At 67.8% G+C, this 18,448-nt stretch carries 16 protein-coding genes and 2 pseudogenes; 8 read left to right on the top strand and 10 right to left on the bottom strand.

The genetic code is table 11. The annotated features are described in order from the left end of the window. Nucleotides 1-150: 150 nt before the first annotated feature. A pseudogene (locus tag HW532_RS01165) lies at nucleotides 151-902 on the bottom strand (competence/damage-inducible protein A). A 100-nt stretch (nucleotides 903-1,002) separates the two neighbouring features. On the opposite strand from HW532_RS01165, the gene sfsA reads away from it, so the two are divergent. From sfsA to radC, 3 genes are all read left to right on the top strand, one after another. Further along, nucleotides 1,003-1,728 (top strand): DNA/RNA nuclease SfsA, encoded by a 726-nt coding sequence (gene sfsA, locus HW532_RS01160; protein ID WP_213162682.1) that lies wholly within the window; start codon nucleotides 1,003-1,005, stop codon nucleotides 1,726-1,728. A gap of 74 nt (nucleotides 1,729-1,802) precedes the next feature. Continuing rightward, nucleotides 1,803-2,636, top strand: a complete 834-nt coding sequence (gene map, locus HW532_RS01155) for a type I methionyl aminopeptidase (protein ID WP_213162681.1) — start codon at nucleotides 1,803-1,805, stop codon at nucleotides 2,634-2,636. Nucleotides 2,637-2,653: 17 nt separating this feature from the next. Beyond that, complete coding sequence (gene radC / locus HW532_RS01150; protein WP_213162680.1) at nucleotides 2,654-3,358, top strand: RadC family protein; 705 nt, start codon at nucleotides 2,654-2,656, stop codon at nucleotides 3,356-3,358. Between the two features lie 19 nt (nucleotides 3,359-3,377). Here the strand turns inward: radC and HW532_RS01145 are convergent, their stop codons facing one another. From HW532_RS01145 to HW532_RS01105, 9 genes and pseudogenes are all read right to left on the bottom strand, one after another. Then, nucleotides 3,378-5,000 carry an NTP transferase domain-containing protein gene (locus HW532_RS01145; RefSeq protein WP_213162679.1) on the bottom strand — a complete coding sequence of 541 codons (1,623 nt, stop codon included), beginning with the start codon at nucleotides 4,998-5,000 and terminating at the stop codon, nucleotides 3,378-3,380. Between the two features lie 3 nt (nucleotides 5,001-5,003). After that, a complete protein-coding gene (locus HW532_RS01140; protein WP_213162678.1) occupies nucleotides 5,004-5,687 on the bottom strand; it encodes an XdhC family protein in 684 nt (227 codons plus the stop codon). Continuing rightward, complete coding sequence (locus HW532_RS01135; RefSeq protein ID WP_213162677.1) at nucleotides 5,687-6,019, bottom strand: XdhC family protein; 333 nt, start codon at nucleotides 6,017-6,019, stop codon at nucleotides 5,687-5,689. The genes HW532_RS01140 and HW532_RS01135 overlap by 1 nt, the downstream gene beginning before the upstream one ends. A gap of 134 nt (nucleotides 6,020-6,153) precedes the next feature. Continuing rightward, nucleotides 6,154-7,407: a vWA domain-containing protein gene (locus HW532_RS01130; RefSeq protein ID WP_213162676.1), complete on the bottom strand. Its 1,254-nt coding sequence runs from the start codon at nucleotides 7,405-7,407 to the stop codon at nucleotides 6,154-6,156. After that, complete coding sequence (locus HW532_RS01125; RefSeq protein ID WP_246479420.1) at nucleotides 7,407-8,330, bottom strand: AAA family ATPase; 924 nt, start codon at nucleotides 8,328-8,330, stop codon at nucleotides 7,407-7,409. Before HW532_RS01125 ends, HW532_RS01130 begins: the two co-directional genes overlap by 1 nt. 296 nt (nucleotides 8,331-8,626) lie before the next feature. Beyond that, nucleotides 8,627-9,427, bottom strand: coding sequence for an FAD binding domain-containing protein (locus HW532_RS01120; RefSeq protein ID WP_213162675.1), 801 nt, complete (start codon nucleotides 9,425-9,427; stop codon nucleotides 8,627-8,629). Between the two features lie 39 nt (nucleotides 9,428-9,466). Then, the gene (locus HW532_RS01115) at nucleotides 9,467-11,836 is read right to left on the bottom strand and encodes a xanthine dehydrogenase family protein molybdopterin-binding subunit (protein ID WP_213162674.1); all 2,370 of its coding nucleotides are present in this window, start codon (nucleotides 11,834-11,836) and stop codon (nucleotides 9,467-9,469) included. Nucleotides 11,837-11,864: 28 nt separating this feature from the next. Beyond that, complete coding sequence (locus HW532_RS01110; protein ID WP_213162673.1) at nucleotides 11,865-12,335, bottom strand: (2Fe-2S)-binding protein; 471 nt, start codon at nucleotides 12,333-12,335, stop codon at nucleotides 11,865-11,867. A gap of 371 nt (nucleotides 12,336-12,706) precedes the next feature. Further along, nucleotides 12,707-13,141: pseudogene (locus HW532_RS01105) on the bottom strand (SRPBCC family protein); the annotation flags it as partial. 183 nt (nucleotides 13,142-13,324) lie between these two features. On the opposite strand from HW532_RS01105, the gene HW532_RS01100 reads away from it, so the two are divergent. The 5 genes from HW532_RS01100 to HW532_RS01085 all read left to right on the top strand — a co-directional run bounded on the left by HW532_RS01100 (nucleotide 13,325) and on the right by HW532_RS01085 (nucleotide 18,433). Further along, the gene (locus HW532_RS01100) at nucleotides 13,325-13,972 is read left to right on the top strand and encodes an SDR family oxidoreductase (RefSeq protein WP_343068642.1); all 648 of its coding nucleotides are present in this window, start codon (nucleotides 13,325-13,327) and stop codon (nucleotides 13,970-13,972) included. Next, nucleotides 13,885-14,091, top strand: coding sequence for an SDR family oxidoreductase (locus tag HW532_RS22405; protein ID WP_343068641.1), 207 nt, complete (start codon nucleotides 13,885-13,887; stop codon nucleotides 14,089-14,091). The genes HW532_RS01100 and HW532_RS22405 overlap by 88 nt, the downstream gene beginning before the upstream one ends. Before the next feature lie 35 nt (nucleotides 14,092-14,126). Next, nucleotides 14,127-14,594 carry a GFA family protein gene (locus tag HW532_RS01095; RefSeq protein WP_213162671.1) on the top strand — a complete coding sequence of 156 codons (468 nt, stop codon included), beginning with the start codon at nucleotides 14,127-14,129 and terminating at the stop codon, nucleotides 14,592-14,594. Between the two features lie 171 nt (nucleotides 14,595-14,765). Next, entirely contained in the window at nucleotides 14,766-17,036 is a 2,271-nt protein-coding gene (locus HW532_RS01090; protein ID WP_213162670.1) for an acyl-CoA dehydrogenase, read from the top strand. Between the two features lie 158 nt (nucleotides 17,037-17,194). Continuing rightward, nucleotides 17,195-18,433: an acetyl-CoA C-acetyltransferase gene (locus HW532_RS01085; protein WP_246479874.1), complete on the top strand. Its 1,239-nt coding sequence runs from the start codon at nucleotides 17,195-17,197 to the stop codon at nucleotides 18,431-18,433. Nucleotides 18,434-18,448: the final 15 nt, after the last annotated feature.

Genomic DNA, 18,448 nt, shown 5'->3' with positions numbered 1-18,448 from the left:
CGGCGCGGTTCCTGCCTTTCAAGGGTTTGAGAGCCTGCTGCCGCCTCTTTCTTTCGGAAGAGAGCCTCAAGGGAGATTCCAGCTAGCACTTCAAGCAAGGCACTCCATGCCTTGCTTTTTTCTTGCCTTTCTCTCCCCTTCTCCCGTCTCTCACGCAGCGTCGCCGGCACCGGCGAGATCGTCGGCCATGGCCTTCACGGCCGCCTCCGCCTCCTCCAGAAGCGCCTCGTCGCGGGCGCGCACCACGATGCGCGTGCCGAAGCGGCCGGTATCCTCGAAGAACGGGTAGCTGCCGATCATCGTCTCGGGAAATCGTTCCTGCACGGCGCGCAAGGGACCGGCCACGTCGCCCTCCTTCAGGTCGACGGCGACGGTGCGCGACCGCAGGGGGCGTCCGCCCTCGAGCGTCGGGGCGATCTCGTCGAGCATGGCCTGCATGATCTTCGGCACCCCGCCATGACGAAGACATTGCCGATGCGGAATCCCGGGGCACTGGAGACCTTGTTGCGCACCAGCGAGGCGCCATGGGGGATGCGCGCCATGCGCAGCCGCGCCTCGTTGAGTTCGGTATCTCCGCCATAGCGCTCCTTCAGCATCGCGACCGCCTCGTCGTTGACGGAGATCCCGACGCCGAAGGCCCGCGCCACGGAATCGGCGGTGATGTCGTCATGGGTCGGTCCGATACCGCCGGTCGTGAAGACGTAGTCGTAGCGCGAGCGCACCGCATCGAGCGCGTCGACGATCTCGCCCTCCACATCGGGTATCATGCGGGCCTCGCGCACATCGATGCCCATGCGGGTCAGATAGTCCGCGATATATCCGACATTCACGTCCCGGGTGCGGCCGGACAGGATCTCGTCGCCGATCACGAGAATCGCAGCGGTGACCACATCGCGCGCCATGGCGACTCCTCCATTGCCGATTGCCTCCTAAACGAAGCAGATTGCCGCGTTCCCCGCAATCCGTCTTGAAGCCCGCGCGGGCCGGCCCTACCTTCCCGACATGAAATTCCCCTCGCCCCTCGTGCGCGGCCGCCTGATCCGCCGCTACAAGCGCTTCCTCGCCGATGTCGAACTCGACGGCGGCGAGACGGTCACGGCGCACTGCGCCAATCCGGGCTCGATGATGGGGCTGAACGCGCCGGGTGCGACGGTATGGCTGACCCGGAGCGACGATCCGGCGCGCAAGCTGGCCTATTCCTGGCAGCTCCTCGATCTGGAGATCGACGGGAAGCCGGTACGGATCGGCATCAACACGGCGCATCCCAACGGCATTGTCGCGGAGGCCATCGAGGCCGGCGCGATCCCCGAGCTCGACGGCTATGGCAGCCTTCGCCGGGAGGTCCGCTATGGCCGCAACAGCCGGATCGATATCCTGCTGGAGGGCGATGGCCGCGCGCCCTGCTACGTGGAGGTGAAGAACGTCCACCTCCTGCGCCGGCCGGGCCTTGCGGAGTTTCCCGATTCGGTCACCAGGCGCGGAGCCAAGCACCTGGCGGAGCTCGCCGACATGGCCGGCGACGGCGCGCGGGCGGTGATGATGTTCCTTGTCCAGCGCGACGACGCGGATCGGTTCGGGCTTGCCCGCGACATCGATCCGGCCTACGCGGAGGCCTTCGAGGTGGCGCGAGGGGCCGGCGTTGAAGCGCTGGTCTATTGCTGTAGACTGACATGCGACGAGATCGTGCTCGACCGCAGCCTGCCACTCGTCGAGGAATGCGGCGGCTGACCGCACGGATACCGGACCGGCGCGCCCTGCGGGACGGGCCGGCCCCAGACCAAGGACAGAATGGAACAGACGCGATGACCACCTATGTCGATGCGGCAGAGGCGCCCCTGAGCAATACCGGCGCCATCAAGCTCTACGACGCGGACGCCTTCGAGGCCATGCACAAGGCCGGGCAGCTCACCGCCGCCGCCCTCGACCTCATGGCGCAGGCCGTGAAGCCGGGCGTCGTGACGGGCGACCTCGACAAGACGATCTTCGAGTTCGCCATGGATAACGGCGCGATCCCCGCGACCCTCAATTATCGCGGCTACGGCGCCTCGAGCTGCATCTCGATCAATCACGTCGTCTGCCACGGCATTCCCGGCGAGCGCGTGCTCAAGGAAGGCGACATCGCCAATATCGACATCACGCTCATCGTCGATGGCTGGTACGGCGATTCCAGCCGCATGTATCCGGTAGGCGAGATCCCGCGCAAGGCGGAGCGGCTCATCGAGGTGACCCATGAATGCCTCATGCGCGGCATCGCGGCGGTGAAGCCCGGCGCCCATACCGGCGATATCGGGCATGCCATCCAGTCCCATGCCGAAGCCGAACGCTGCAGCGTGGTGCGGGATTTCTGCGGCCACGGTCTCGGGCGCCTGTTCCACGACACGCCCAACATCCTGCATTACGGCCGGCCCGGCGAGGGCATCGAGCTCAAGCCCGGAATGCTGTTCACCATCGAACCGATGATCAATCTCGGCCGCCCCCATGTGAAGATCCTGTCCGACGGCTGGACCGCGGTGACGCGCGACCGGTCGCTGTCGGCCCAGTTCGAGCACGCCGTGGGTGTGACCGAGGAGGGTTGCGAGGTCTTTACATATTCTCCGAAAGGGCTGCATCATCCCCCCTACACAATCGGCTCGTAAGCGCGACGGGAGGGGGCGTGGACCGGGGGCTCGAAGACAGCCGGCAGCAGCAGCCGCACTATCTGGGACATCGCGAACGCCTGCGCGAACGTTTCCGCAAGAGCGGCGGGGACGCGCTGGGGGATTATGAGCTGCTCGAGCTCGTCCTGTTCCGTGCCCTGCCCCGGCGCGACACCAAGCCACTCGCCAAGGCCCTGCTTGCCCGGTTCGGCAGCTTCGCCGACGTCATGTCCGCAGCACCCGAGCGACTGAGGGAGGTGAAGGGTGCGGGCGAGTCCGTAATCACCGAGATCAAGCTGGTCCACGCCGCCTCGCTGAAGCTCATCCAGGGCGGCGTGCTCAACCGCCAGCTCCTCGATTCATGGACCGCCGTCATCGAGTATTGCCGGGCGGCCATGGCCTATCGCGACAAGGAGCATGTGCGGATCCTGTTCCTCGACCGCAAGAACCGGCTCATCGCGGACGAGGTCCAGCAGGAAGGCACGATCGACCACACGCCCATCTATCCGCGCGAGGTCGTCAAGCGCGCGCTCGAGCTCGCCGCCTCATCCCTGATCCTCATCCACAATCACCCGAGCGGCGACCCGACGCCTTCCCACGCCGATATCGAGATGACGAAGCGCATCGTGGAGGCCGCGGAAAACCTCGGGCTCGTCGTCCACGACCACATCATCGTCGGCCGCGACGGCCATGCGAGCTTCCGCGGCCTCGGGCTGATGTGACGTCCGGTCCGGCCGGCCGTCAGCCTGCATCCTTCAGGGCGGAGGCCGCGTCGGGGGTGTCGATGTCGGTGAAGATCGCGGTCTCGCCGATCTCGACCTCGCAGATGACGTCGCTGTAGCGGCTCATGAGGTGTTTTGCGCCGATATCGCCGGTGAGTGCCGCCATGTCGGCGAAGAAATCCGCGCCCCACAGGACGGGATTGCCGCGCTTGCCGCTGAGGACGGGAACGCAGATGGCGCGTCCCTCCGCGGGGTTGAAGGCCGCGATCAGCCGGTCGATATGGCGCGGCGCGACGAGCGGCATGTCGCCGAGGCAGACGATGGCCGCATTCGCCGTCTCCGGCACCGCCGCGATGCCCGCCTTAAGCGACGTGCTCAGCCCCTCGCGATAGTCGCGATTGTGGACGACGCGCACATCGAGACCGTCGAGCGCGGAGCGCACCGCATCCGCCTCGTGACCGGTGACCACGATCACCGGCCCGGCCTTGCTTTGAAGGGCGGTCTCCACGGCATGGCGCACCATGGGCTTGCCGGCGATCTCCTTCAGGAGCTTGTTGTCCGCCCCCCAGCGCGTCGAGCGCCCCGCGGCGAGCACGATGGCGGCGACGGACGGGATCTTCGGCACGCCCTCGCCGGCCTGGCCCTCGCGCGGGGTCGGGCGCGAGGGGATCTCCTTCAGCAATCCGCCAGCACCCATATCCATGATATCGGCCGGCGCGACCTCAAGCCCCGCGAGCACGCGCTGCAGGACCCAGTCGAAGCCGTTGACCTTGGGCGAGCGGGCACAGCTCGGCACGCCGATGACGGGCACCTTCCCGAGGCGTCCGAGCATCATGAGGTTTCCGGGATCCACCGGCATGCCGAGATGGACGACCTCGCCGCCGGCGGCCTCGAGCCCCGCCGGGACGACGTCGCCACGGTCGACGATGGCGGACGCGCCGAAAAGCAGGATCGGCGCGCAGCCCTCCTCCGCGAGCGAACGGGCGGCATCCGCCACCTCCGCAATATCGTGACCCACGACACGGTGGCCGCCGAGCGTGCTTCCCGCCGCGGCCAGCCGCGCGCGAACGGCCTCGATGCTCTTCTCGATCACCTGCTCCTTCGTCTGGGGCAGACGGGTCACGACGAGGCCGGCCTTGTGCGCCTCGTAGGCGGCGACGGAGACGAGCGGACCGCCCTCGTGCGCGATGGCGAGCGCCTCGTCGAGCACAGCGCGCGGCGTCGCGAAGGGAATGATCTTGACGGTCGCCAGCATCTGGCGCGGCTCGACCGTCTCGAAGGCACCGACGGTGGCGAGCGTCAGGCTCTCGTGAAGTCTGTTGATGCGCCGCACACGGTCGACATCGACGACGGCGACGCCGGCCGACCCGGCATAGACGTTGGCGCGGCCCGTGAAGGGCTCAGCGGCTTCGGCATGGTGTCCGGCAATCGCTGAGGCAAGCTCGCCCGCCGCCTCGTCCTCGGGCACGTCACCGGCGGCCAGGCGGGCGGCGAAGACACGCTCGATGCCGCTCTCCGCCAGCGTCGCGATGTCGTCGGCCGATAGCACCCGCCCCTTCTTGAAGCTTCCCCGCGGCAACCGGACGGAATGGGCGAGGATCGCGCCCTCCGCATCCGGCACCGGGATTTTGCCGAACATCATGGCTCAACCATCTCCCTGGCGGAGCGTCTGAGTCAGTTCCGCCATGATCGAGACGGCGATCTCGGCGGGCCCGCGCGCGCCGATGGACAGCCCGATGGGCGCATGGATCCGGCCGATCCGCTCTTCGCTCAGGCCCGAGTCCTTGAGCCGCTCGACCCGGCGCGCATGGGTTTTCCTCGACCCCAGCGCGCCGATATAGAAGCAGTCGCTGTTCACCGCCGCCGTGAGGGCCGGATCGTCGATCTTGGGATCGTGGGTCAGCGCCACCATGGCCGAGCGGGCGTCGAGCGCGAGGCCCGGCAAGACCTCGTCGGGCCAGTCCGCATGGAGCGTCACGTCCGGGAAGCGCTCCTGTGATGCGAAGGCGCCGCGCGGGTCGATCACCGTCACGTCGTAGCCGGCGAGCCGCGCCATGGGGATGAGGGTCTGGGCGATATGCACCGCGCCGACCACAACCAGGGTGAGCGGCGGGTTGAAGATGTTGAGGAACAGCTCGCCCTCGTCGGTGGCGAGCACGCCGGACCGGTCGAAGCGGAAGGCCTCCGCGAGCCGGTCGGCATAGGCCACGCCGTTCACCGCCTCGCGCGCCACGAGTTCCTGCCGGCCCGTGGCGAGATCGGTCACGAGCGCCACGGCGCGGCGGTTTTTGCGGGCCTCGACGAGGCTGTCCAGCGTCGCGCGGTCCATCAGGCCTCTCCGCCGAGCGGCTCGACATAGATGCGGATGCGCCCGCCGCAGGCAAGGCCCACCTCCCACGCCGTCTCGTCGGCAACGCCGAATTCCAGCACGCGCGGGGCGCCGCTCTCCATGACGTCGAGCGCCACGGTCACCACGGCGCCCTCCACGCAGCCGCCGGAGACCGAGCCCTCGAAATTGCCTTGCGAATCGATGGCGAGCTGGCTGCCCACGGGCTGGGGCGCGGAGCCCCAGGTCTCGATGACCGTGGCGAGCGCCACCGTGCGGCCCTCGTCGAGCCAACCTGCCGCCTGATCGAGAACCGATGGATCCGGTGCACTCATTCGCCGCCCTCCTGTCCTGAACCGTTGGAGCAACGTGCGTCCAATTGGATGCACATAAGTTGCTCCAACCTATTGAAACAGATCGAATTATCGACCTTGAATCGAGCCCGATTCAAGATCGTTCGATCCAGGCCTCACGCCGCGCGGGCCTTCTCCAGCCAGCGTCTCGGGTCGTATTCGGCCTTCCTGGAATATGAGAGCGCGGAGGCCAGATCTTCAAGGCTTTCCAGATTGTGGACCGGCCGGAACTCGTCCACATGGGGAAGCATGGTGCGGATGCCGCGCGCGCGGGCCTCGAAGCCGTCGAACCGCAGGAGCGGGTTGAGCCAGACGACGCGGCGCGCGGCGCGCTTGAGCCGCGCCATCTCGAGCTCCAGATCGCCCGCATCCTCCCGGTCGAGGCCGTCGGTAATGATCAGGACATGGGCGCCCTGGGTGAGCACGCGCCTGGCCCAGAGATAGTTGAACTCCCTCAGGCAATGGCCGATCCGCGTGCCGCCCGACCAGTCCTCCACGGTCTCGGAGACCGCGTCGAGCGCCTCGTCCACATCGCGGCGTTCCAGCTGCCGGGTGATGTTGGTGAGCCGCGTGCCGAACAGGAAGACCTGAACGCGGTCGCGGTCGTTGGTCAGCGCGTGCAGGAAATGGAGGAACATGCGCGTATAGCCCGACATCGAGCCGGAAATGTCGCACAGCACCACGAGCGGCGGCTCGCGGGTCTGGCGCGCGCGCCACTGGAGATCGATGAGATTGCCGCCCGAACGCAGGCTCGATCGCATGGTCCGCCTCAGATCGACGCGCGTGCCGGCATGGGAGGGCGTGAAGCGGCGTGTGGGAACCTCCACCCGGTCGAGCCGGAGCCTGGCGATGGCGGCCCGCGCCTCCGCCTGCTCCTCGACGCTCATCTGCTCGAAATCCTTGCGCCTCAAGAGTTCGTCGGCGGAGAAGGAGAAGCTGGCGTCGAGTTCCACCTCCTGTTGCTGCTCGCGCTTGGGCGCATTGGCCTCGTCGAACATCGCCTCGCCGAGGCGGCGCTCGCCGGAGCGCTTCTTCGGGGGGTTCGCCTTGATCGCGATCTCCGGCAGCATCAGCGCCATGAGCTGTTCCAGCATGCGCGGCTGGCGCCAGAAGGCCTTGAAGGCCTGATCGAACACCGGATGCTGATCGCGCGCGGTCACGAAGACCGAATGGAGCGCCCAGTAGAAGTCCTCCCGCCCCCTCAGGCAGCCTGCACGGGCGGCCTGAAGCGCATCGAGGATCTGGCCCGGGCCCACCGACAGGCCCGCCTCGCGCAGGAGGCGCGCGAAATGCACGATGTTCTCCGCAAGGCGCCCGCCCTCGTCGTCGGGGCCGGCCGGACCTTGCGGGCTCATGGGACTGGCGGTCATCACCGGTTCGCTTCGGCCTTGATCTCCGCCTGGATCTGGCTCAGGAGCCTCTGGGCCTCCGAACCCTCCATGCGGGCGATGTCGTCCTGATATTTGAGGAGCACGCCAAGCGTGTCGTTGATCGTGGCCGGGTCGAGCGCGACGCGGTCGAGCTCGTGGAGCGCGCTCACCCAGTCGAGCGTCTCCGCGACACCCGGGCGCTTGAAGAGATCCTCGCCACGCAGCGCCTGGACGAAGGCCACGACCTCCTGGGCCAGATCGCCCGCCGCCTCCGGCGCGCGGGCCTCCACGATGGCGAGCTCGCGCGCGGTGTCGGGATAGCCGACCCAGTGATAGAGGCAGCGCCGCTTGAGCGCATCGTGGACCTCGCGCGTGCGGTTCGACGTGATGATGACGATGGGCGGGTGCTCCGCCACGATGGTCTCGAGCTCCGGCACGGTGACCTGGAAGTCGGACAGGACCTCCAGAAGGAAGGCCTCGAAGGCCTCGTCGGTGCGGTCGAGCTCGTCGATCAGGAGCACCGGCGCAAGGCCGTCCGGCGCCTCCAGCGCCTGGAGCAGCGGCCGCTTGATGAGGAAGCGCTCGGAGAAGATGTCGCTGGTCATTCGCTCCCGGTCGATATCGCCGGAGGCCTCCGCCAGACGGATCTCGACCATCTGTGCGGGATAGTTCCATTCATAGACGGCGGAGGCGACGTCGAGCCCCTCGTAGCACTGAAGCCGGATCAGGCGGCGCCCGAGCGCATCCGCGAGCACCTTCGCGATCTCCGTCTTGCCGACACCGGCCTCGCCCTCCAGGAACAGGGGCCGGCCCATCCGCAAGGACAGGAAGACGACGGTGGCAAGAGCCCTGTCGGCGACATAGCGGGCCGAATTGAGGAGATCGACGGTGTCGTCGATGGAGGCGGGAAGATCACGCATCATGCAAGGGCTCGGCTTGTAGGGTCCGGTTGTGCATATAGGATGCCGGCAGGCGATCCGCAAAAGGAGGCGGCCTCCGCAAACGCAAGGACGTCACGGTGCGACCCCAAACGCAGCTTGCGCCGTCCCCGGGGCTTGTCCGCGGCAATCCATGCGGACGCCGCGCCAGATGGAAAGGCCGTATGGATGCCCGGGTCAGGCCCGGGCATGACGATCATGGGATGTCTGCCCCATAAGACCGCCGACACCGTCCCCGGACCGAGTCCCGGGACGGTATCGATGCATATGGCAGATGCGTCTCACCCGTTCCCGTTGGCGTGCGCGACCGCGCGGCGCGCCATCACCGCGATGAGATGGGCCCGGTATTCGGGGCTCGCATGGATATCGCCATTGAGGTTGTCCGCCGTGAGGCTGATCCCGTCCAGCGCCCCCTCCGACAAACCGCCCGAGAGCGCGCTCTCGAGCTCGCCCGACCGGAAGACGCACGGGCCGGCGCCCGTCACGGCCACGCGCACGCCGCCGCCGGTTTCCGCCACGAACACGCCGACAAGCGCGTAGCGGGAGGCCGGGTTCGGGAACTTCGCATAGCCCGCCTTCGCCGGCACCGGAAAGACGATCTCGGTGACGATCTCGCCCGGCTCGAGCGCCGTCTCGAACATGTCGACGAAGAAATCGTCGGCCGCGATCTCGCGGCTGTTGGTCCGGATCGTCGCGCCGAGGCCCAGGCAGGCGGCAGGATAGTCGGCGGCCGGATCGTTGTTGGCGATGGAACCGCCAATGGTGCCGCGATTGCGCACCTGCGGGTCGCCGATCCCTTCCGCCAGCTCGGCGAGCGCGGGAATGGCGCCCTTGAGCTCCGCGGATGCCGCCACATCGGCATGGCAGGTGCCCGCCTTGATCGTGACCGTGGAACCCGACACCGTGATGCCCGCATTGCCGAGCCCGGACAGATCGACCACGTCGCTCGGCATGGCAAGGCCCTGCTTGAGCGTCGGAATCAGCGTCTGTCCGCCCGACAGGAGAGCGCCGTCCTCGGCCGATCCGAGGACCTTCACGGCCTCGTCTATGCTCGAGGGGCGGTGATAGGTGAAATCGTGCATGGGAAGTCTCTCCCTTCGATGATCGCCCGGTCCGCCTGCCTATTCGGCAGCCACGCGGGGCTTGTTCTCCTGAATGACCCGCCAGACGACCTCCGAGGTTGCCGGCATGGGGATGTCCTTCACGCCGAGCGCGTCGGTGAGCGCGTTGATGACGGCCGCCGGCGCCGCGATGGCCCCCGCCTCGCCGCAGCCCTTCATGCCGAGCGGATTGGACGGGCATGCCGTCTCGGTGAAGCCGAGATTGAAGCTCGGCAGGTCGTCGGCGCGCGGCATGCAGTAGTCCATGTAGGAGCCGGTGACGAGCTGACCCGATTCCGCGTCGTAACGGCAGCCCTCCGTCAGAGCCTGGCCGACGCCTTGCGCAATGCCGCCATGGACCTGGCCCTCCACGATCATCGGGTTGATGATAGTGCCGAAATCGTCGACAGCGACCCAGTTGACGATCCGGGTCACGCCGGTGTCGGCGTCGATCTCCACCTCGCAGATATGGCAACCCGCCGGGAAGGTGAAGTTCTTCGGATCGTAGAAGGCGCCCTCCTTCAGCCCCGGCTCGATCTCGTCGGTCGGGAACTTGTGGGCGACATAGGCCGCAAGCGCGACCTCGCCGAACGCCATCTTCTTGTCCGTGCCCTTCACGGAGAACTGGCCGTCCTTGAACTCGATATCGCTCTCCGACGCCTCCATGACGTGGGCGGCGACCTTCCGGGCCTTGGCCTCCACCTTGTCGAGCGCCTTGTAGATCGCCGACATGCCGACCGCGCCGGAGCGCGAGCCGTATGTCCCCATGCCGAACTGCACCTTGTCGGTATCGCCATGGACGACGGAGACCTGGTCGGCGGGAATGCCGAGCCGGTCGGAGACGAGCTGGGCAAACGTCGTCTCGTGCCCCTGCCCGTGGCTGTGGGAGCCGGTGAGCACTTCCACATTGCCGGTCGGATTGACGCGGACCTCCGCGGATTCCCAAAGCCCCACGCCGGCGCCCAGCGAGCCCACCGCCTGGGACGGTGCGATGCCGCAGGCCTCGATATAGTTGGAGAAGCCGAGCCCCCTGAGCTTGCCGTTGCGCTCGGACTCCTGGCGGCGTTTCTCGAAGCCATCGTAGTCGATAAGCTCCAGCGCCTTGTCGAGCGAGGCCCCGTAATCGCCGGCGTCATAGGCCATGATGACCGGCGTCTGGTGCGGGAACTCGGTAATGAAGTTGCGCCTGCGGAACTCCGCCGGAGACAGGTTGAGCTCGCGCGCGGCGGTCTCCACCAGCCGCTCCACCACATAGGTCGCCTCCGGCCGCCCGGCGCCGCGATAGGCATCGACCGGCGCGGTGTTGGTATAGACCGCATCGACCTCGCAATAGATCGCGGGAATGTCGTACTGACCCGAAAGCAGCGTGGCATAGAGATAGGTCGGCACCGACGAGGCGAAGGTGGAGAGATAGGCGCCCATATTGGCGATGGTCTTCACCCTCATGCCGGTGATCCTGCCGTCGCCGTCCGTGGCGAGCTCGGCATGGGTCACGTGGTCGCGGCCATGGGCGTCGGCAAGGAACGCCTCGGAGCGGTCGCCGGTCCACTTGACCGGGCGGCCAACCCGCTTGGCGGCCCACACACAGACCGTCTCCTCCGCATAGATGAAGATCTTCGACCCGAAGCCGCCGCCGACATCGGGCGCAATCACGCGCAGCTTGTGCTCCGGCGCGATGCCGACGAAGGCCGACAGCACGAGGCGGGCGACATGTGGGTTCTGGCTCGTGGTGTAGAGCGTGAAGCTGTCGGAGCCGGAATCGTAGTCGCCGATGGCCGCGCGCGGCTCCATGGCGTTGGGGATGAGCCGGTTGTTGACGAGCTCCAGCGTGGTGACGTGGCTCGCCTTGTCGAAGGCCTCCGTCGCCGCGGCCTCGTCGCCGAGCGACCACTCGAAGACGGTATTGTCGGGCGCCTCGTCATGGATCTGCGGCGCGCCGTCGGCGGAGGCCTTCGCCGTCTCCGCGACGGCGGGAAGCGGGTCGTAGTCGACCTCGACGAGTTCGGCCGCGGCCTGGGCCTCCGCCTTCGTCTCCGCGATCACGACGGCCACATGGTCGCCCACATAGCGCACCTTGCCCTGGGCGAGGATCGGATGCGGGCCCGCCTTCATGGGGCTGCCGTCCTTGGAATGGATCATCCAGCCGCAGATCAGCCCGCCAATGCCGTCGGCGGCGACGTCCTCGCCGGTCAGCACCGCGACGACGCCCGGGGCGCCCTCGGCCTGCGAGGTGTCGATGCCGTTGATCTTCGCATGGGCGTGCGGCGAGCGCACGAAGGCGGCGTAGGTCTGGCGCGGCAGATTGATGTCGTCGGTATAGCGCCCCTTGCCGGTGATGAAGCGATGATCCTCCATCCGCGGCAGGCGCTTGCCGATGCCTGTCTCACTCATCCTTCAACTCCTCCCTCTAGGGCGCTGGTCACGCCATCTTTTCTGCGGCCGACTGGATAGCCTTGACGATGTTGTGGTAGCCCGTGCAGCGGCAGATATTGCCCTCGAGCTCCTCGCGGATCGTCGCCTCGTCGAGCGTGCCGCCCTTGTGGCGCTCCACCATGTCGATCGCGGTCATGATCATGCCCGGCGTGCAGAAGCCGCATTGCAGGCCGTGATGCTCGCGGAAGGCTTCCTGCATGGGATGCAGCGCGCCGTTGGTCGCCACGCCCTCGATGGTCGTCACGTCCGCGCCCTCGCATTGCAGCGCGAGCGTCGTGCACGATTTGACCGCGCGCCCGTCCACATGGACGACACAGGCCCCGCACTGGCTGGTGTCGCAGCCGACATGCGTACCGGTCAGCCCGAGCTCGTCGCGCAGGAACTCGACCAGAAGCGTTCGGCCCTCGACATCGGCCGAGACCTCCCTGCCATTCACTGTCATGGAAACTGTAGGCATCCATCGTCCTCCCTTGCCGCCGGGGTGCCATCGCCGGACTGACTTCAAGAATTGCCGCCGGGCCGGCGCGCCTGAGAGGCACGGGCAACGCCCGGTCGGTTTAGAGCCAGTCGAAAGTGTTGCGTGACTCCGCGCAGGCGGTCAAGGGAGACGTATGACGGCAGCCGCCGCCCTGCCCCCGCTTCCCGCGGGGCGGCTCACGACCTCATGAAATAGACGATGAGCAACGCGATGATGACGGCCGCCGCGATCGCGATCCAGCGGTTCATGCCGCCGATCGGCGCGGGCTCCTGTCCGCCCGGCTCGGCGGGCGCCGCGGCGGGCTCGGCCTCCGGCGGCGTCGCGGCTTCGGCGGGCGCCTCGGCGCGGCCGACCTTTTCCGCGAAACGGGAGAAGAACTGGTCGGCCATCTTGCGCGCCGTGCCGTCGATCAGCCGCTGGCCGATCTGGGCGAGCTTTCCGCCGACAGTGGCGTCGACGTCGTAGGTAAGAAGCGTTCCCCCGTCGTCGGCCTGGGCGAGCTTGACCGCCGCGCCGCCCTTGGCGAAGCCGGCCGCGCCGCCCGAGCCCTCGCCCGAGATGCGGTAGCCGTTCGGCGGATCGAGATCCGACAGGGTGACCTTGCCCTTGAAGCGCGAGCTGACCGGGCCGACCTTGACCTTGGCGACGGCCTCCATCTCGGTATCGGAGAGCTTCTCGATGCTTTCGCAGCCGGGAATGCACTCCTTGAGCACCTCCGGATCGTTCAGGGCCTGCCAGACCTCCTCGCGAGATGCGGCAAGATGCTGTTCCCCGCTCATCTTCATCGCTCGTCCTCCCTCGGTCGCCTCAAGGGCCCGCCACTCGACAGGCTTCCACAGGTTAAATGGTATTTCAGACGCCGGACGATCTGGCAAGGGCGCGCCCCTCGCAATCGGCGCTACCGCGGGAGCCTCCCTTGCCTGTATCATCCCCTACCGTGTCGTCCCGGTTTCCGGAGAAAGCGCCAGATGCCACGACCCCAGCGCGTCATGATCACCGCGGCCGCGAGCGGCATCGGCCGGGAGATCGCCCTTGCCTTCCAGCGCGACGGCGCCCGCGTCCATATCTGCGATACCGACGACGAGGCGCTGGAGCAGATCCGCGAGGATTGCCCCGATATCGAGGGAACTTACGCCGACGTGACCGACGAGGCCGACATCGACCGCTGGTTCGACGACGCGCTCGACGCGATGGACGGGCTCGACGTGCTCGTCAACAATGCCGGCATCGCCGGGCCGACCGGGCCGATAGACGACATGACCCTCGACGACTGGCGCGGCTGCATCGACGTCAATCTCGTCAGCCAGTTCCTGACCGTGCGCCGCGCCGCCCCCGTCATGAAGGACCAGGGCTCCGGCGTCATCGTCAACATGTCGTCCAATGCCGGGCTCTACGGCTATCCGCTGCGCACGCCCTATGCCTCGGCGAAATGGGGCGTGATCGGGCTGACGAAATCGCTCGCCGCCGAGCTCGGCCCCTTCGGCATCCGCGTCAACGCCATCTGTCCGGGCGCGGTCGAGGGGGCCGGATGGAGGCCGTCATCGCCGCGGAGGCGGAAACCACCGGCGCGACACGCGACCAGATCCGCCGCGCCTATGCCCGCGCCTCCTCGCTGAGACGGTTTACCGACCCGGAGGAGATCGCCGATCTCGCCGTGTTCCTCTCCTCCCCCGGCGCCGCCATGATCTCCGGCCAGGCCATCGCCGTGGACGGCCACACGGAGACGCTGCGCTGAAACCGGAGGCGGTGCGGCATCAAGGGAGGACACAGATGTCATCGACCTACGAAGGCAGCTGTTTCTGCGGAGCGGTGCGCTACCGGCTGACCTCCGAGCCCATGTTCGTGCATTGTTGCCATTGCCGCGACTGTCAGCGCCAGACGGGCGGTGCCTTCGCCATCAACGCGCTGATCGAGACCGACCGCATCTCTCTCCTGTCGGGCAAGCCGGAGCCGGCGGAGATGGCGACCGACAGCGGCCGCCCGCACGACATCTACCGCTGTCCGTCCTGCGGGAGCGCCCTGTGGAGCGATTACGGCAGGCGCCGCGTGCTGAGCTTCGTGCGCGTCTCCACGCTCGACGAGCCCTCTGCGATCGAGCCCGACGTCCATATCTTCACCCGCTCCAAGCTCGCCTGGGTCCGCCTGCCGGACGACGCCCGCGCCTTCGAGATCTTTTACGACGTGCAGACGGAATGGCCGGCGGCAAGCCTGGAACGCCGGCGCGCCATCCTGGGCTGAAGGCGGGCTGACCCTACGTCAGTTTGCGCTGGCCGGCGTGCACTACCATAATAAGAATCCGAGCGCCGGTTCCCGGCCATATGCTCGCCGCCCCCATTTGCGGAACGGAACCCTCCGGGCGGTCCGGGCATTGACGGGAGAAGCAACGGTCCCGGACAAGGGAGGACAAGGATGACCGCCACCGAGAGCGATGGCCTGACCTTCCGGCAACGCCATGTCTCCGCTCCCGTCCTGAAACGGATCCGCGCCATCCTGCCCCGCATGTCCGATACCGAGCGCGAGGCGCTGGAGGCCGGCACCGTGTGGTGGGACGCCGAGCTCATGTCCGGCGACCCGGACTGGGAGAGACTTCTCGCCACGCCGGAACACCACCTCACCGACGAAGAGCATGCCTTCCTCGACGGCCCGGTCGAGGAGCTGTGCGGGATGATCGACGACTGGGAGATCTGCTTCACCCGGCGCGAGATCCCGGAGACAGTCTGGTCCTTCATCAAGGAGAAGGGCTTCCTCGGCATGATCGTCCCGAAGGAGCACGGGGGGCTCGGCTTCTCCGCGGCAGCCCATTCCGCCGTGGTCATGAAGCTCGCCTCGCGCGGCGCCTCCGCCGCCGTCTCCGTCATCGTGCCGAACTCGCTGGGGCCCGGCGAGCTTCTCCTGCAATACGGCACCGAGGAGCAGAAGGCCCACTACCTCCCCCGGCTCGCCGACGGGCGCGAGATCCCCGCCTTCGGGCTGACGAGCGTCGATGCGGGCTCCGACGCCGCGGCGATGGAGGATCGCGGCGTCGTCTGCCACGGCACCTGGAACGGCGAGAAGACGCTCGGCATGCGGCTCAACTGGTCGAAGCGCTATATCTCGCTCGGGCCGATCTGCACCGTCCTCGGCCTTGCCTTCAAGCTCCACGATCCCGACCATCTGCTCGGCGACGAAGAGGATCTCGGCATCACCGTCGCCCTCGTGCCGGCCGACACGCCGGGCGTGGAGATCGGGCGGCGGCATTACCCGGCCATGCAGGTCTTCCCCAACGGGCCCAATCAGGGCAAGGACGTGTTCCTGCCGCTCGACGCCATCATCGGCGGGCCGAAGCGTATCGGCCAGGGCTGGCGCATGCTCGTCTCCGCGCTTGCCGCCGGCCGGGGCATCTCGCTGCCGTCGCTGTCGGTGAGCGGCATGAAGCTCGCCGCCCGCTCGACCGGCGCCTATGCGCGCATCCGCGAGCAGTTCAACAATCCGGTCTCGCGCTTCGAGGGCGTGCAGGAGGCGATCGCGCGGATCGCGGGCGACACCTACCGGATCGATTCCGGCCGCCGGCTCACCCTGTCCGCCCTCGACCAGGGCGAGAAGCCGGCCGTCCTGTCGGGCATCCTCAAATATCACGCGACCGAGGCGCTCCGGCGCGCCGTGGACGATGCCATGGACGTCCATGGCGGCAAGGCGATCTGCGACGGGCCGAAGAACTATCTCGGCAATCTCTATCGCGCCGTGCCCATCGGCATCACGGTGGAGGGCGCGAACATCCTCACCCGCTCGCTCATCATCTACGGTCAGGGCTCGATCCGCTGCCATCCCTTCATCCTCAAGGAGATGATGGCTGCTCAGGAAGAGAATCCGGACAAGGCCATAAGGGATTTCGACGCCGCGTTTTTCGGGCATGCCGGCCATATCCTGAAAACCCTCGGCCGGGCCGTGGCGCGCGCCTGGACGGGCGGCCTCTTCTCCTCAAGCCCCGTGGACGGGCCGACGGCGCGGCACTTCAAGTCGGTCAAGCGGCTCTCCGCCGCACTGGCACTCGTGAGCGAGGCGGCCATGCTGAGCCTCGGCGGGGCGCTGAAGCGCAAGGAGATGATCACCGGACGGCTCGGCGATGCCCTGTCGGAGCTCTATTTCGCCTCCGCGACGCTCAAGCGCTGGCAGGACGACGGGCGGCCGTCGGAAGACCTGCCGCTGGTCGACTGGGCGGTGCGATCCAGCCTCAACCGGGCGGAAGCCGCGCTCAAGGGCGTGCTCGACAACTTCCCCCTCCGCCCCCTCGCCTGGGCGCTCCGGCTGGCGATCAGGCCCTTCGGCTCGCGCTTCCATCCACCGTCGGACCGGCTCGCGCGCGAGGTTTCCGGCCTCGTCACCGCGCCGTCGGCGAGCCGCGAGAGGCTGACCGCAGGCATTTCTCCCGGCGGCATGGAGACCGAGCTCGGCCGCCTCGAGCACGCCTTCCGAGAGATCGTGGCCCTCGACCCCGCCCGCAAGGCGATGCGCGAAGCCCGCATCGACGACATCGACGCCGCCCAGGAGAAGGGCCTGATCTCGGCGGAGGACGCGAAAAGGCTCACCGAGGCCCGCGCCCTTGTCCGCGAGGTCCTCGCGGTCGACGATTTCACGCTGGACGAGATCAAGGGGCTCGGCAAGGATCGCGCCAGGCGCACCCGCAAGGCCCGCGCGGCCTGAACCAACGAGAGAAGGGAGACCGAGCCATAGCAGCCCGAACCCCACAGCGCCGCGCGGCAGCGTCGGGCCGGACAGCCACCCGGTCCAGGACCGCGCGTCCGGCACCGAGCGACACGGGGCGCGCCGTCTATCTCGTCGACGGCGCGCGCACCCCCTTCATCAAGGCCCGCAACGGGCCGGGCCCCTTCACACCCGTCGATCTCGCCGTGCAGGCGGGCCGCCCGCTGCTGCTGCGCCAGCCTTTCGAGCCCACCGCCTTCGACGAGGTGATCCTCGGCTGCGTCAACGTTCACGCCGACGAGGTCAATCCGGGCCGCGTCGCCGCCTTGAGGCTCGACTGCGGACAGGAGGTTCCGGGCTGGACCGTGCAGCGCAACTGCGCGTCGGGCATGCAGTCCATCGACACCGCCTTCCGCTATATCAGGCAGGGCCATGCCGACCTGATCCTCGCCGGCGGAACGGAGGCCCTGAGCCATGCGCCGCTCCTCTTCTCCGGGGAAGCCGCCGGCTGGTTCGGCAGCTTCTATGCCGCACGAGGACTTGCCGACAAGCTCCAGAGTCTACTGAATTTCCGGCCGCGCTTCCTCATGCCGACACTCGGCATCCTGCGTGGCCTGACCGACCCCGTGGTCAAGCTCAATATGGGCCAGACGGCGGAGGTTCTGGCCCATCAGTTCGCGGTGACGCGCGAAGAGGCCGACGCCTATGCGGTGGAGAGCCATCGCCGGCTCGCACAGGCCCACGAGGAGGGCCGCCTCGAAGAGCTTGCGGCCATGATCGGGCCGGACGGCACGCTCTACGAACACGATGACGGGGTGCGCCCGGATAACACGGTCGAACAGCTCGCCAAGCTGAAGCCGGCCTTCGAGCGGCCCTTCGGCCAGGTCACCGCCGGCAACAGCTCGCAGATCACCGATGGCGGCTCATGGACTGTCGTGGCCTCCGAGGATGCGGTGAAGAAATACCGCCTCAAGCCGCTCGCCCGCATCGTCGATTGCGAATGGGCCGCGCTCGACCCCTCGATCATGGGGCTCGGCCCCGTCCTGTCGGCGACACCCCTGCTCCGCCGTCACGGGCTTGCGCGCGGAGATGTCGGCGCCTGGGAGATCAACGAGGCCTTCGCCGCGCAGGTGCTCGCCTGCATCAAGGCATGGACGGACAAGGGCTTCTGCACCGATATCCTCGGCCTCGACGCTCCCTTCGGCGAGATCGACCGCGACATCCTCAATGTCGATGGCGGGGCGATCAGCCTCGGCCATCCGGTCGGCACCAGCGGCAATCGCATCACGCTCCATCTGGCCCATGTCATGCGCCGGCTCGGCGCGCGCCATGGGCTGGCCACGGAATGCATCGGCGGCGGCATGGGCGGCGCGATGCTGCTCGAGCTTGCGGAATAGGACGGGCGGAGGTCT

Source organism: Kaustia mangrovi, from assembly GCF_015482775.1.
GTDB lineage: Bacteria > Pseudomonadota > Alphaproteobacteria > Rhizobiales > Im1 > Kaustia > Kaustia mangrovi.
This window is presented reverse-complemented; position numbering and strand designations above follow the sequence as displayed.

Bases quoted from the DNA above. Each gene is read 5' to 3' on its own strand.
- HW532_RS01090 (WP_213162670.1), top strand. From the start codon at position 14,766: ATGACCGCCACCGAGAGCGATGGCCTGACCTTCCGGCAACGCCATGTC.
- HW532_RS01125 (WP_246479420.1), bottom strand. From the start codon at position 8,330: ATGATGCGTGATCTTCCCGCCTCCATCGACGACACCGTCGATCTCCTC.
- HW532_RS01140 (WP_213162678.1), bottom strand. From the start codon at position 5,687: ATGGACCGCGCGACGCTGGACAGCCTCGTCGAGGCCCGCAAAAACCGC.
- sfsA (WP_213162682.1), top strand. From the start codon at position 1,003: ATGAAATTCCCCTCGCCCCTCGTGCGCGGCCGCCTGATCCGCCGCTAC.
- map (WP_213162681.1), top strand. From the start codon at position 1,803: ATGACCACCTATGTCGATGCGGCAGAGGCGCCCCTGAGCAATACCGGC.
- HW532_RS22405 (WP_343068641.1), top strand. From the start codon at position 13,885: ATGGAGGCCGTCATCGCCGCGGAGGCGGAAACCACCGGCGCGACACGC.
- HW532_RS01095 (WP_213162671.1), top strand. From the start codon at position 14,127: ATGTCATCGACCTACGAAGGCAGCTGTTTCTGCGGAGCGGTGCGCTAC.
- HW532_RS01100 (WP_343068642.1), top strand. From the start codon at position 13,325: ATGCCACGACCCCAGCGCGTCATGATCACCGCGGCCGCGAGCGGCATC.
- HW532_RS01130 (WP_213162676.1), bottom strand. From the start codon at position 7,407: ATGACCGCCAGTCCCATGAGCCCGCAAGGTCCGGCCGGCCCCGACGAC.
- HW532_RS01120 (WP_213162675.1), bottom strand. From the start codon at position 9,427: ATGCACGATTTCACCTATCACCGCCCCTCGAGCATAGACGAGGCCGTG.
- HW532_RS01135 (WP_213162677.1), bottom strand. From the start codon at position 6,019: ATGAGTGCACCGGATCCATCGGTTCTCGATCAGGCGGCAGGTTGGCTC.
- HW532_RS01110 (WP_213162673.1), bottom strand. From the start codon at position 12,335: ATGCCTACAGTTTCCATGACAGTGAATGGCAGGGAGGTCTCGGCCGAT.
- HW532_RS01145 (WP_213162679.1), bottom strand. From the start codon at position 5,000: ATGATGTTCGGCAAAATCCCGGTGCCGGATGCGGAGGGCGCGATCCTC.
- HW532_RS01115 (WP_213162674.1), bottom strand. From the start codon at position 11,836: ATGAGTGAGACAGGCATCGGCAAGCGCCTGCCGCGGATGGAGGATCAT.